Origin of the sequence: Syntrophotalea acetylenica (genome assembly GCF_001888165.1) — a bacterium.
GTDB classification, from domain to species: Bacteria; Desulfobacterota; Desulfuromonadia; order Desulfuromonadales; family Syntrophotaleaceae; genus Syntrophotalea; species Syntrophotalea acetylenica.
Genome location: NZ_CP015455.1, coordinates 1,815,178 through 1,827,895 on the forward strand (window position 1 = coordinate 1,815,178; position 12,718 = coordinate 1,827,895).

General features: G+C 56.5%; 9 protein-coding genes and 4 pseudogenes. 2 read left to right on the top strand and 11 right to left on the bottom strand.

The genetic code is table 11. From position 1 onward, the window contains the following. Positions 1 to 90: 90 nt before the first annotated feature. From A6070_RS08375 to rpsB, 10 genes and pseudogenes are all read right to left on the bottom strand, one after another. Positions 91 to 312, bottom strand: a complete 222-nt coding sequence (locus A6070_RS08375) for a YdcH family protein (RefSeq protein ID WP_072287882.1) — start codon at positions 310 to 312, stop codon at positions 91 to 93. 169 nt (positions 313 to 481) lie between these two features. Continuing rightward, positions 482 to 1,192 carry a tRNA (adenosine(37)-N6)-threonylcarbamoyltransferase complex dimerization subunit type 1 TsaB gene (tsaB, locus tag A6070_RS08380; protein ID WP_072287883.1) on the bottom strand — a complete coding sequence of 237 codons (711 nt, stop codon included), beginning with the start codon at positions 1,190 to 1,192 and terminating at the stop codon, positions 482 to 484. A gap of 1 nt (position 1,193) precedes the next feature. Next, a pseudogene (gene rseP / locus A6070_RS08385) lies at positions 1,194 to 2,536 on the bottom strand (RIP metalloprotease RseP). Next, positions 2,530 to 3,704, bottom strand: a pseudogene (locus tag A6070_RS08390) (1-deoxy-D-xylulose-5-phosphate reductoisomerase). The pseudogenes rseP and A6070_RS08390 overlap by 7 nt, the downstream one beginning before the upstream one ends. A 17-nt stretch (positions 3,705 to 3,721) precedes the next feature. Continuing rightward, positions 3,722 to 4,534, bottom strand: a complete 813-nt coding sequence (locus A6070_RS08395; protein WP_072287885.1) for a phosphatidate cytidylyltransferase — start codon at positions 4,532 to 4,534, stop codon at positions 3,722 to 3,724. Further along, the gene (locus A6070_RS08400; RefSeq protein ID WP_072287886.1) at positions 4,531 to 5,259 is read right to left on the bottom strand and encodes an isoprenyl transferase; all 729 of its coding nucleotides are present in this window, start codon (positions 5,257 to 5,259) and stop codon (positions 4,531 to 4,533) included. Before A6070_RS08400 ends, A6070_RS08395 begins: the two co-directional genes overlap by 4 nt. A gap of 214 nt (positions 5,260 to 5,473) precedes the next feature. Further along, entirely contained in the window at positions 5,474 to 6,031 is a 558-nt protein-coding gene (gene frr / locus A6070_RS08405) for a ribosome recycling factor (protein WP_072287887.1), read from the bottom strand. Between the two features lie 5 nt (positions 6,032 to 6,036). Further along, the gene (gene pyrH / locus A6070_RS08410; protein WP_072287888.1) at positions 6,037 to 6,762 is read right to left on the bottom strand and encodes a UMP kinase; all 726 of its coding nucleotides are present in this window, start codon (positions 6,760 to 6,762) and stop codon (positions 6,037 to 6,039) included. Between the two features lie 13 nt (positions 6,763 to 6,775). Beyond that, a complete protein-coding gene (gene tsf / locus A6070_RS08415) occupies positions 6,776 to 7,687 on the bottom strand; it encodes a translation elongation factor Ts (RefSeq protein WP_072287889.1) in 912 nt (303 codons plus the stop codon). Positions 7,688 to 7,807: 120 nt separating this feature from the next. Then, complete coding sequence (gene rpsB / locus A6070_RS08420) at positions 7,808 to 8,599, bottom strand: 30S ribosomal protein S2 (RefSeq protein ID WP_072287890.1); 792 nt, start codon at positions 8,597 to 8,599, stop codon at positions 7,808 to 7,810. Positions 8,600 to 8,927: 328 nt separating this feature from the next. Between rpsB and lptF the strand changes: the two are divergent. Then, positions 8,928 to 10,060 (top strand): annotated as a pseudogene (lptF, locus tag A6070_RS16080) (LPS export ABC transporter permease LptF). A 2-nt stretch (positions 10,061 to 10,062) separates the two neighbouring features. Then, positions 10,063 to 11,147, top strand: a pseudogene (gene lptG / locus A6070_RS08440) (LPS export ABC transporter permease LptG). A 96-nt stretch (positions 11,148 to 11,243) separates the two neighbouring features. On the opposite strand, the gene ahcY reads toward lptG, so the two are convergent. Next, on the bottom strand, positions 11,244 to 12,671 hold the full coding sequence (gene ahcY / locus A6070_RS08445; RefSeq protein WP_072287893.1) for an adenosylhomocysteinase: 1,428 nt from the start codon (positions 12,669 to 12,671) through the stop codon (positions 11,244 to 11,246). Between the last annotated feature and the right edge of the window lie 47 nt (positions 12,672 to 12,718).

The following is a 12,718-nucleotide window of genomic DNA, read 5'->3' on the forward strand; positions in this document are numbered from 1 at the left end:
CTTTTTTTTGAAAATACCAAATAGCCGATGATGCAGAAAGGGTTCGGACGATGCGCCCAAACCCTTCCACCAAATCGCGACAATGGTTTTCTACCGCTTCCAAAGACGCATGATCTGCGCCATTTCATCCTTACCCGCAAGTTTAAGCTTTTGCACTTTTTTCCTTTGGAGTTCTTCGTCGGTACTTAGAATTTCCCGCTGGTCCAGCATTTCAAGTTCCCGCTCGAGCAGCACGTGCTCCTCGTAAAGCCTGCGATATCGGGGACTTGCATCGCAGAGCCGCTGGACCAGTCCAAGATCTTGTTCTTCCATCAGACACCTCCCAGGAAAGGGTTGACAAAGAGCAACGAGCCTGTTTCAAAATAGCGAATCACTCCACATATGTCAACAACCTAAGCCGGGCCGGTTGCGGCAGGCACACCGTGTCGAAACGGCCTTCTCCGAATATCCCGGAGAGCCTGCAAAATGGCGGCATGGACACTCAACCGGAGCAGGAGGAGCCTTTTGCCGCCAGCATATACTCGGCTTCGGACGCCCGGATATAACGAGGCATGATTTCCCTGGCAGTCTTTCCCTGTCCGTCTCGCAGTCGGGACAAAACCAGCATTGCAGCATGGGATGCACGGGGCAGGTTCAGGCTCCAGGAGACAAAATGGCAGCGCTCGCCCATCCGCTGCCGGATCAGATCCCTGTAAAGAAGAGCACCGCTGCCGATAAACAGGTGATCATCATGCAAATGATCCAGCAAGGCATCGGGGCTCAGAACTTGTTCGGGGATGACAGAAGCCGGTTCGCCCGCCTTGCAGTCGAATACCGAGGCATAGACCTCCTTTTTGCGGGCATCGATCAGGGCACAAACCGGATAAGCCGACGCCGGACACTGCGTGGCAAGAGTTTCCAGGGAAGAAACGCCGACCACCGGAACCCCGCAAGCATAAGCCAGCCCCTTGACCGTGCCGACTCCGACGCGCAGGCCGGTAAAGGAGCCGGGCCCGACAACCACCCCGAAAGCATCCATGTCACTCGGCTTGAAACCCGCCTCCGCCAGCATCCAGTTCATCGACCCCAGAATGCGGTCGGTGTGAGTACCCCGTAAATGCAGCAGCACCTCGCCAAGCAATTCTTCTCCACGGCTCAGCGCCACGCTGCCGGCCGGCGTGGAAGTATCGACGGTAAGAATCAGCTCCGACATCCTAGCCCCCGAATTGCAGGCGCAGGATGCGCATGATGTCGTTGTAAAATGCCCACGCCATCAGCAGGACAATCATGGCGAGGCCGATCTGCTGAGCCACCTCACGGGCCTGCTCCGACAGGGGCTTACGGCGCACAAGCTCAACCAGTCCGAACAGCAGATGCCCGCCATCCAGAATGGGAACCGGAAGAAGATTGAGAATTCCCAGCTGCACGCTCAAAAAGCGAGCATCGACAGGATTTTGGCTACATCGACCTCTTCGGCGACGGCGCCGGCCATCTGCACCACCATGATGGGGCCACCGATATTCTGGGCCGAAATATGCCCTGCAAACAATTTACGCAGAAACAGCAGGGTCAGATCGACCAGTTCGGCCCCCCGCGCAAAGCCCTCGCCGACGGCATCCGCAAAGGCGTAACGTTTGAATTCAGCTTCAACTTGGGGCCCCACGCCAATTATGTACCGTGGTTGTCCGGCTTCGTTTTCACCTTTGAGCTCAGGGGTAATATTAAGAATCGACTGCCTGCCGGCGCGCATCACGGTAACGGAAAGAGCACGCCCTTCTCCCGCCTGCACAAGCGTATGAATATCGTACCAGGACATGACCTCCGTGCCGCCGATGGCAACGATGCGATCTCCCGGCTGCAACCCGGCAAGCGCGGCAGGGGTTCCCGGATCAAGAAATCCAATCACGGCGGACTGCTGCGGCATAAGCCCGATGCCCTGCATGCCTTCGGCGACAGGGGCTTCCGGCGGCAACAGCAACTCCAGAATTTCGGCATCCCGCTTTATCAACAGGGACATTTCCCTGCCGGCATGGGACAGCAGCTGCTTTTCAGTTTCCGCCCAACTGACGGTCTCGGTCCCGTCAACCTGAAAAATACAATCACTGGTCTGGAATCCCGCCCGGGCGGCAAAGCTTTCTCCGACCACATATCCGACACAAGCAGGCCGGTCCAGAAACTTCGGCTGGTCCATGCCGAGAAAGTAAGCCAGCGGCAGAAATAAAAAAGGCAAAGCCAAATTCATGGCCGGCCCGGCGGCAACGATGGCCAGTCTCTGCAACACCGGCTTTTCCGCAAAGGAACGCGACCTGTCCGCCTCGGTTACCGGCTGCTGCTCATCCTCAGCACCTTCGCCAAGCATCTGCACATATCCGCCAAGGGGGATCAGGCAGATCTTGTATTCCGTTTCGCCCCATGTCCGGGAAAACAGTTTGGGTCCAAACCCGAGAGAAAACTTGAGAACCTTGACACGGCAGCATTTGGCAACGAGAAAATGTCCCAGTTCGTGAACGAACACCAGTATCCCGAGCATCAGAATACCGCCAGCGATTTTCAGCATGCCTGCCCCCCTCCAGCGATTTTGACCGCAACCTGGCGGGCCTGCTTGCGGGCCCAGAGATCGGCCCGCAAAACTTCGTCTATGTGCTCCAGGTTCTTTACCTCATGCCCAGCCAGTGTGGCACGGATCACGCTGGCGATTTCGAGGAACGGAATTTCCCCATTTAAAAATGCCTCGACCGCCACCTCATTGGCCGCATTGAGCACCGCTGGGGCCGTCCCCCCATGGCCAGAGCTTCATAAGCGAGACCCAGACAGGGAAACCGTTCCAGATCCGGTTCGTCGAAGGTGAGATTCCGCAGGCCGCACAGATCGAGCGGCGGCAGATTGAGGGGCAGGCGGTGAGGATGAGACAAGGCATAGGCAATGGGTGTCTTCATATCGGGGATGCCCAACTGGGCGATCACCGCCCCATCGATATATTCGACCAATGAATGGACAATGCTTTGCGGGTGAATGTGGACGGCGATACGTTCCGGCAAAACGTCGAACAGCCACCGTGCCTCGATCACTTCGAGCCCTTTGTTCATCATGGTCGCGGAATCGATGGAGATTTTACGGCCCATGCTCCAATTGGGATGAGCAAGAGCGTCGGCAGGCGTCACGCAGCGCATCTCGGCCAGCGGGCGATTGCGGAACGGTCCCCCGGATGCCGTCAGGATAAGACGCCGCACGTTATCCATTCGATGTCCTTCCATGGACTGGAAAATAGCCGAATGTTCGCTATCCACGGGAAACAGGCGCACACCGAGGCGCTTGACCGCTGCGGTGACCAGCGGCCCGGCGGTCACCAGGGTTTCCTTGTTGGCCAGAGCGACATCCTTTCCCGATTCGATTGCGGCCATGGTCGGCACAAGTCCTGCGGCGCCAACGATGGCGGATACGATCATGTCGATATCGGGATCACAGGCACAGGCCACCAGCCCCTCGACGCCGGAGAGGATCTCCGGTGCATCGGCGCCGAGACGCCGGCGCAGCGTTTCAGCTCCCTCCGGAGAAATAACCGCGACCATTTTCGGGCGAAAACGCCGGATCTGCTCCTCCAGACGCGTGAGATTGTTGCCGGCAGTAAGGGTTACAACCTCGAACTGATCAGGAAAATCAGCAACTATTTCCAGCGTACTGACACCGATGGATCCAGTAGAACCGAGGATACCGAGTTTCTTCACGGAAGCCATAGTCCCCTCTAGCCCTGAAAGGTCAGGGCAAAATAATATGTTAAAGGAAAAACGAACAGCAGACTGTCAAGGCGGTCCAGAATACCGCCATGCCCCGGAATCATCGAACCGGAATCCTTGACCCCGAAAGAGCGCTTCAGTAGTGATTCAAACAGATCTCCGAGTTCGGCCACGGCGCCAGCCACCAACCCCAACAACAACAAAAACCCGAGGCCAGGCCAGGGGACAAATGTCAGATGCGCAATACCCGCGGCGAGAATGCTGCCGGCGAGGCCGCCAATGGCGCCCTCGACGCTCTTGTTGGGGCTGACACTGGGATACAATTTGTGCCGCCCCAAAAAGCTGCCGGTAAAATAGGCGCAGGTATCGTTCAGCATCACCATCAGCAAAACCAGAAAAATCCAACGGACACCGTGGGGCAAACCACGCAGCATGGCCAGATGCGCCAGCGGCAAACTCACATAAAGCACGCCGAACAGCAGCAGAGACAACTCTCCCGCGACGGTTTGCATATTTCCGTGGCGTATAAGGAAACAGCAGGCAACCCCGAACAGGGATGCGGTCAGACAGCCGATAAAAGCTGCATGCCAGCCCAAAGCCGCAAAAACCATAAGAGCCAGCCCAAGAGCCAGGCCCAGAAGCGTTTCGCCAAATCGACGCTGAGCGTAAGCCATGGCGAAAAATTCTAAAAGTCCCCAGCCGCACACGAGGCCGACAAACCCGAAAAAGCCCCAGAAAGGTGTCCACAGAATAAAGGCGATAAGCAGCGGCAATACAATGCACGCGGTCAGAATCCGGGTTTTAATGGCAGCCTCCTTCATTCCCTGGTTTCATGTTGCAACTGTCCACCTGTCAGGCCGTAGCGTCGTTCTCTGCGCCCGAATTCAGCCAGCGCCTGGTGCAGATCGACAACGCCAAAATCAGGCCACAGAACCGGCGTGACATAGATTTCGGCATAAGCCAACTGCCACAACAGAAAGTTACTGATACGCATCTCGCCGCTGGTACGGATTAAAAAGTCCGGATCGGGCATGTCCGCGGTCTGCAATGCATTTGAAAATGTCTTTTCATCGATTTCAGAAGGATCGAGGAGCCCGGCCACGGCGTCATGCGCAAGCATCCTGGCCGCTTCGACAATTTCGTCCCGGGCGCCATAAGACAAGGCCAGTGTCAGCACCATATCCCGATTGCTGGCAGTGCGCTCCATGGTCTGCACGAGGGTTTCCCGGACCGGCGCGGGCAAACGACGAATGGAGCCGATGACATTCAGACGGATACGATGGGTAAGGAGGGACTGCAGTTCTCTTTCGAGAAAAGTGTTGAGCAGGCTCATCAGAGCATCGACTTCTTCATCCGGACGGCCCCAGTTTTCGGAACTGAAAGCGTAGAGCGTCAGATACGGAACCCGTAGCCGACGACATTCCTCAATGATGACCTTGGCGGTTTCGACTCCATGATGATGACCAAGCATGCGGGGCAAGTTTCGCTGCTCGGCCCAGCGGCCATTGCCATCCATGATTATGGCGAGATGTTCGGGTATTCGCATTCAACACCACCCCATGGCAAACGACGATACTTCGAAAGGTTAGAACATTAACACAACGGTTTTTTACCGGCAAGACGGCATCCGTTGAAGCTGCTGATATAAAAAAGGGACGCCACCACCGACGTCCCTCGGTTTACCTGTAGATATGTGCCAGGCCGGGACAGATCACGGATTGGCCAGACACCCGATGCGGGCACAGGAATCTGTGCGCACCTCAGATCTCCATGATTTCCTTTTCCTTGGCGACAACAAGTTCATCGATCCTTGCCACAAAAGAGTCGGTAAGATCCTGAATCTCTTTCTCGCCGCGTTTCAAATCATCGGCACTGATTTCCTTGCCTTTTTCCAGCTTTTTCATGCCATCGTTGGCTTCGCGGCGGGCACCGCGCACGGCAACCTTGGCATCTTCGCCCATCTTCCGTACCACCTTGCCCATTTCCTTGCGTCGCTCTTCGGTCATGGGCGGTATCGCTATACGGATAATCTGTCCGTCCGAAGAGGGATTAAGGCCGAGGTCAGCCTTGAATATGGCTTTTTCAATTTCGGAAAGGAGTTTTTTCTCCCAGGGCTGAATGGTAATCATGCGGGGCTCGGGAACAGCCAGGGTACCGACCTGGTTCAGTGGCGTCGGCGTGCCGTAATAATCGACCATGACATCATCCAGCAGAGCGGTCGAGGCCCTGCCCGTGCGTACTTTGGTCATGTCCTTTTTCAAGGCATCCACTGCCTTGTCCATGCCGCTGCGAGCTTTCTTGATGACATCGTTATACATGGAATTCATTCTCCTTTGACAATGGTGCCAATCCCCTCTCCGAGAACCACCTTCTGGATATTCCCCGGGCGGGACAATTGGAAAACCACGATAGGCAGATCATTATCCATACACAGCGAGGTGGCCGTGGCATCCATGACTTTGAGACCCTTTTGCAGAACATCAAGGTAGGTCAGGCGGTCGTACTTGACCGCGCTTTTGTCCTGACAGGGGTCGGCGCTGTACACGCCATCAACCTTGGTAGCCTTGAGGATGACATCGGCTCCGATTTCCATGGCGCGCAGACTGGCAGCCGTGTCGGTGGTAAAGAAAGGATTGCCGGTGCCGCCGCCGAAAATAACCACCCGGCCTTTTTCCAGATGCCGGATAGCGCGCCGGCGGATATAGGGCTCGGCGACTTCGCGCATTTCGATGGCGGTCTGCACCCGGGTGACAACCCCGACCTGCTCGAGGGCATCCTGCAGCGCGAGGCTGTTCATTATCGTCGCGAGCATCCCCATATAATCGGCCCCGGCACGATCCATCCCGCCGGCCGCCGCTGCCATGCCGCGAAAAATGTTGCCCCCGCCGATCACTACGGCTACCTCCACACCGAGGCCGAGAACCTCCCTGATCTCACCCGCAATGCCGGAAATGACCTGGGGATCGATGCCGAAGCCCTGGTTACCCGCCAGGGCTTCGCCACTCAGTTTCAGAAGAATCCGCTTATAAACAGGTTGTTGGCCTTCCATAGCAGACGTCACTTTATTTTGTCATGGAGGCGACTTCGGCAGCGAAATCGTCGGAGCGTTTTTCGACCCCTTCGCCAAGCTGGAAACGGGCAAAACGGGTCAGCCGAACGTCGGCGCCGATTTCCTTGCCTAAGTTGCTCACCACCTTTGTCACCGTCAGATCGGGATCGATAACGTAGGCCTGTTCCAGCAGGCAGACTTCCCCGAAGTATTTATTGATCTGCCCGGTGATGATTTTCTCGACAATATTTTCAGGCTTGCCGCTGTCGATGGCTTTGACGCGCATGATCTCTTTTTCCTTTTCCACCACCTCGGCCGGTACATCTTCACGGCACAGATAGGGAGGGTTCGCGGCAGCGATATGCATGGCAAGATTGCGGCCAAGGTTGGCGACACGATCATCGTTCTCGGCGGAAGTCTCCAACTCGACCAGTACACCAATTTTGCCTACCCCATGAATATAACAGGAGACGACACCCTGACTGGTTTCAAAACAGACGAAACGCCGCAGATTGATATTCTCGCCGATAGTCGCCACCTGGTGCGTCTGCTCCTCGGCGATAGTGCGTCCGGTTCCGGGGAAGGGTTGAGCCTTGAGCGCATCCAGATCAGCGGGTCTGGAGGAGAGAACTACCGCAGCCACCCCATTGGTAAACGCCTGAAAGTTAGCGTTTTTGGCCACAAAGTCAGTCTCGGCGTTAACTTCCACCAACACGCCGCAGCGGCCCTCGGCAACACCGGCAACCAGCCCTTCGGCGGCCGCACGATCAGCCTTTTTGGCAGCGGCGGACAGACCTTTTTTACGCAGAATATCAACGGCTTCTTCCATATTTCCGTCGGCTTCGGCCAGTGCCTTCTTGCAGTCCATCATCCCGGCACCGGTCTTGGTGCGCAGCTCGGAAACCATCGATGCAGTGATTTTCATGACTATCTCCCCTCATTGATTCTTGAAAACCCCCGCACAAGGGAGCTTCCGTGATACATTCAGCAAAAAGGCGGTCGGTTTCCCGGACCGCCTGTTGCGAACTTCAGCGATATTGACGGATTATGCTTTTTCAGCATCCGCGGCGGCCTCGGTGGCCGCCTCGGCTACCGCGGGTTCGTCACTGGCTTCCTCTGCAGCCTTGTCGGTATCGGCACGCAAGGCGGCTTCACGGGCCTGAGCCCCTTCGAGGCAGGCATCGGCCATCTTGGCAGCAAACAGACGAATGGCGCGGATGGCATCATCGTTACCAGGAATCAGATAGTCGATATCGTCGGGGTCACAGTTGGTATCGACCACCGCGACCACCGGGATACCAAGCTTCCGGGCTTCCTTAACGGCAATGGTTTCCTTTTTGGGATCGATGACAAAAATGGCGCCGGGCAATTTATTCATGCCCTTGATGCCGCCAAGGGTTTTTTCGAGTTTTTCACGCTCGCGCTCCAGACCCAGAGCTTCCTTTTTGGTGAGCAGCTCATAGGTGCCGTCCTGCGACATGATTTCGATTTTCTTCAATCGCTCGATGCTTTTTTTGATCGTGGAAAAGTTGGTCAGCATGCCACCAAGCCAGCGGCTGTCGATAAAAAACTGACCTGCGCGCTCAGTTTCCTCGCGGATGGCTTCCTGGGCCTGCTTTTTGGTGCCGACGAAGAGGATTTTCTCCCCATTCTGAACCGTCTCACGCACGAACTGGTAGGCCGACTTGAAATAGCGTACGGTCTTTTGCAGGTCGATAATGTAGATACCGTTGCGGGCCCCGAAGATATAAGGCTTCATTTTGGGGTTCCAGCGTTTGGTCTGGTGGCCGAAGTGCACCCCCGCCTCGAGCAGTTGTTTCATACTGATTTGAGCCATGTTTTTCTCCTTGATAATGGTTTGCCTCCGCGCCCCTCGCCCCTGGCGAAGCCCGCCGGACTCATTCGGTCGGGCACCGTCGCCGATGGTCAGAACGCGTGCGTGATGTGAACACGTGTATTTACCATGGACGTACCGGCTTAGCAAGGAGAAAATCGGCTCACTGAACCACGGCAACCATTCCCTGCCGACGTCATGCGCCGCAGGGATCCGACGGCGCAAGGCGCAAGGCAAGCCTTGTTTACAAAGCAGGGGGACTGTATTACTATGCCGGGCTATGTCTACACATCGCATTTATCGCTATCTGCTGCGGGAAACCCTGGTCCCCATGTTCCTGGGTCTGACGGTCTTTACGCTTGTCCTGCTCATGGGACGGATCCTGAAACTGGTCGAACTTGTGGTCAACAAGGGCGTACCGTTGATGGATATCCTGCTGCTGTTTGCCTCGTTGCTGCCGAGCTTTCTGGTTCTTACGCTGCCGCTGTCCTTTTTGCTCGGCATCATGGCCGGCCTCGGCCGCATGTCTTCCGACCTGGAAATCCTTGCGCTGAAAGCCAGCGGTACCAGTCTTTACCAGATAGCAAAACCCCTTGCCGCCCTCGCTCTGGCGGTCAGCCTGGCGACAGCACTTCTGACCACCACCGTGCGTCCGGCCAGTGAACAATTTTTCAAACAGAAGCTGTTCGACATTGCCAGCAATCGCGCCAACATCGGAATTGAACCGCAGGTCTTCAACGACGAATTCGAGGGTATCGTCATTTACGCCAACGATATCGACGAGCGCTCCGGCGCCATGCAGGGGGTATTTATCTCCGACGAACGCAAGAACACCTTGCCGGCGATAATTCTGGCCAGCAGCGGACACATCGTGTCCAGTCCCAGTACCCTGACAATGACATTGCATCTGGAGGGGGTACCATTCAGCGGCAAGGTGGCGGTTCGGCGAATGCCTTTCAAGTCGTCGGCTTCCATCAATACGACCTGAGCCTGGATCTCGGACAGGATTCCGCTTCCGTCAACAAACCACGCAAACGCAGAAAGACCATGTTCCTTGATGAACTACGCCATGAACTGCATGCCACCCCGGTTGCCGACCGCGACACGGAGCGATACCGTGAACTGTCCGCCGAATATCAGTGGCGCCTGGCGCTGCCTGTTGCACCTCTTGTTTTTGTGCTGATCGGCATTCCTCTGGGCATTCAACCGGTACGTTCCGGCCGCGGCAGTGGCTTTGCCATCGGCCTGCTGGTTTTTCTCGGCTATTATCTGCTGTTGTCCCTGGCCAACACCCTGGTGGTGGAAAGCGGACAACCCAGTTTTATCATCTGGATGCCCAACCTGGTTTTTCTGGCGGTCGGCCTCTCCATACTCAAAGCCGCGGCCATGGAAAGGCCCCTGCCCCTGGTGCAGGCCGGCCGTCGATGGACGGAGTACCTGTGCCGCCGTTTATGGAAAAGGTGACCATGCTTATCATCAACCGCTATATCCTGCGATCCTTTTTCCGGTTGTTCGCGCTGGCCCTGGCGACCTTCGTCGGCCTGTACCTGCTCATCGATTTTTTTGAAAGGGTCGACAATTTCATCGAGCACGGTGCTTCGGCTTCCCTGTATCTGGCCTATTTTCTTAACAAAATGCCGCTTATCATCACCCAGGTTACCCCACTGGCATGCCTGATGGCGGTCTTTATGACCCTTGGCGGAATGGCGCGCAACGGGGAACTCACCGCCATGCACGCCGGTGGCTTCAGCCTGGCGGCGATTTCCGCCCCCTGCTGCGCATGGGACTGCTGTTCTCTCTGATCCTCCTCACCGCCAACGAGTTCGTGGTACCCGATACGGTGAAACAGGCGCGTCACGTTCTGGCCACCGAAGTCAAAGGCGGGCCTTCGGTGACCTATAAGCGAGACAGAATCTGGTTGCGACATCAAAAAAACATTCTCAATATTCGCGCGGCCAACCCCGACCGGCAAACCCTGGAAGGCATCACCATGCTGTCCTTCGACGACGGATTTCGCGTGCGCGAACGCCTCGATGCCGCCGGCGCCACCTTTGCCGGAAACCTGTGGCGCTGCCGAGATGTCGTTGGCCGCACGTTCGATCCGGACAGCGGCAGCCTGCTGACCGAGCAGCGTTTCCCCGAAAAAGCCATGGCCCTGCCTGTCACCCCCGAAGATTTCAAGGTGCCCGGCAGCAAGCGCAACGAGGATCTGTCCATCAGCGAATTGAAGCGCCTCGCGAACAAATTGCAACAGGAAGGCTATAATTCGACCCGTTTCCATGTCGACATGCACGCCCGCATTGCCTCGCCGTTCGCCTGTCTTGTCATGGCGTTTCTCGGCATTCCTTTTGCCATCCGCAAGGGCCGGGGTGTCAGCCTCGCCTCGGGGATTGCCCTCAGCATCGGTATCGGTGCAACCTATTTCATCATGCACGCCGCGCTGCTGGCCTTCGGATACACCGGAACCTTTTCCCCGCTGGTGGCGGCGTGGGGTGCCAACATCCTGTTTCTGATGGTCGCCGCCTGGCTGTTCCTGCAGGGGGATGCCTGACCCGATCTTTTGCCTCTACGCGCTGGACTCGAAGTCCTTTGCAAAAAAATGGCGTCCCAAACGGACGCCATTTTTTTGCCCTTTGAAATGACGGGGTCAGTAACGGTAGTGATCAGGCTTGAAGGGCCCGTCCGCATCCACCCCGAGGTAAGCGGCCTGCTTCGGAGTCAAACGGGTCAGCTTTACCCCAAGCTGAGCCAGATGCAGCCGGGCGACCTTTTCATCCAGCTGTTTTGGCAGCACATAAACACGGTTCTCATAGTGGCGAGCGTTCTGCCACAGCTCGATCTGGGCCAACACCTGATTGGTAAAGGAATTGGACATGACAAAGGACGGGTGCCCTGTCGCGCACCCAAGATTCACCAGCCGCCCCCGTGCCAGTACCGTTACGCGCTTGCCGTCGGGCCACTCCACCTGATCGACCTGGGGCTTGACTTCATGCACCTTGAGCTGCGGATCATCGTACAATGCATCGACCTGAATTTCCGAATCGAAATGTCCGATATTGCAGACAATCGCCTCGTTTTTCATGGCATCCATATGACTGCGGGTGATGACGTCCACATTGCCGGTGGTGGTGACGAAGACATCCCCCCAGTGGCAGGCATCGTCCATGTCGACGACGGAAAAACCTTCCATTGCGGCCTGAAGTGCACAGATCGGGTCGATTTCCGTGACGGACACCAGAGCCCCCATGCCGCGAAATGCCTGGGCACAGCCTTTGCCGACATCTCCGTATCCGAGCACGACACACTTCTTGCCCGCAATCATCACATCGGTGGCGCGCTTGATGCCGTCGATCAGCGATTCGCGACAACCATACAAATTATCAAATTTGCTTTTGGTGACAGAATCGTTGACGTTAAAGGCCGGAAACAGTAATTCGCCGTTACGGGCCATCTGATAGAGGCGATGCACGCCGGTCGTGGTTTCCTCGCTGACTCCCATCAATCCGGATGCCATGTGCTGCCAATATTCGGCGTCGCAAAGCAGCTGCCGGTTCAGCAGCGTGTCCACGATGCTCAACTCCTTATTTTCGCAGGAGATTTCAGGAATCTTGCCGGTACGGGCAAACTCCCGCTCCCGCGCCACTCCACGATGAATCAGCAGGGTGGCATCACCACCGTCATCAACAATCAGTTGCGGCCCTTGATCATGGGCCAGCGCTTTAAAAGTGTACTCCCAGTATTCTTCCAGAGATTCGCCCTTGTAGGCAAAAACCGGAATGCCCGCTGCGGCAATGGCGGCCGCGGCGTGATCCTGGGTCGAGAAAATATTGCAACTGGCCCAGCGCAGCTCAGCACCGAGGGCCGCCAGCGTTTCGATCAGAACCGCGGTCTGAATGGTCATGTGTAAAGACCCGGTTATGCGCGCGCCGGCAAGAGGCCTGCTGTCCCGGTATTCTTCACGGATGGCCATGAGTCCGGGCATCTCGGCTTCCGCCATGCGTATTTCACGTCGGCCCCATTCGGCCAGGCTGATATCCCTGACGATATAACCGCTCGACAATGGTTGCTCTTTCATAACGTTCTCCCTTTCAGAAATTAAACAACGCCCAGGCCATGCAATAT

Coding starts and splice junctions, on each gene's coding strand:
- rpsB (WP_072287890.1), bottom strand. CDS start 8,599: ATGGCTCAAATCAGTATGAAACAACTGCTCGAGGCGGGGGTGCACTTC.
- tsaB (WP_072287883.1), bottom strand. CDS start 1,192: ATGTCGGAGCTGATTCTTACCGTCGATACTTCCACGCCGGCCGGCAGC.
- frr (WP_072287887.1), bottom strand. CDS start 6,031: ATGTATAACGATGTCATCAAGAAAGCTCGCAGCGGCATGGACAAGGCA.
- A6070_RS08395 (WP_072287885.1), bottom strand. CDS start 4,534: ATGAAGGAGGCTGCCATTAAAACCCGGATTCTGACCGCGTGCATTGTA.
- ahcY (WP_072287893.1), bottom strand. CDS start 12,671: ATGAAAGAGCAACCATTGTCGAGCGGTTATATCGTCAGGGATATCAGC.
- A6070_RS08400 (WP_072287886.1), bottom strand. CDS start 5,259: ATGCGAATACCCGAACATCTCGCCATAATCATGGATGGCAATGGCCGC.
- tsf (WP_072287889.1), bottom strand. CDS start 7,687: ATGAAAATCACTGCATCGATGGTTTCCGAGCTGCGCACCAAGACCGGT.
- A6070_RS08375 (WP_072287882.1), bottom strand. CDS start 312: ATGGAAGAACAAGATCTTGGACTGGTCCAGCGGCTCTGCGATGCAAGT.
- pyrH (WP_072287888.1), bottom strand. CDS start 6,762: ATGGAAGGCCAACAACCTGTTTATAAGCGGATTCTTCTGAAACTGAGT.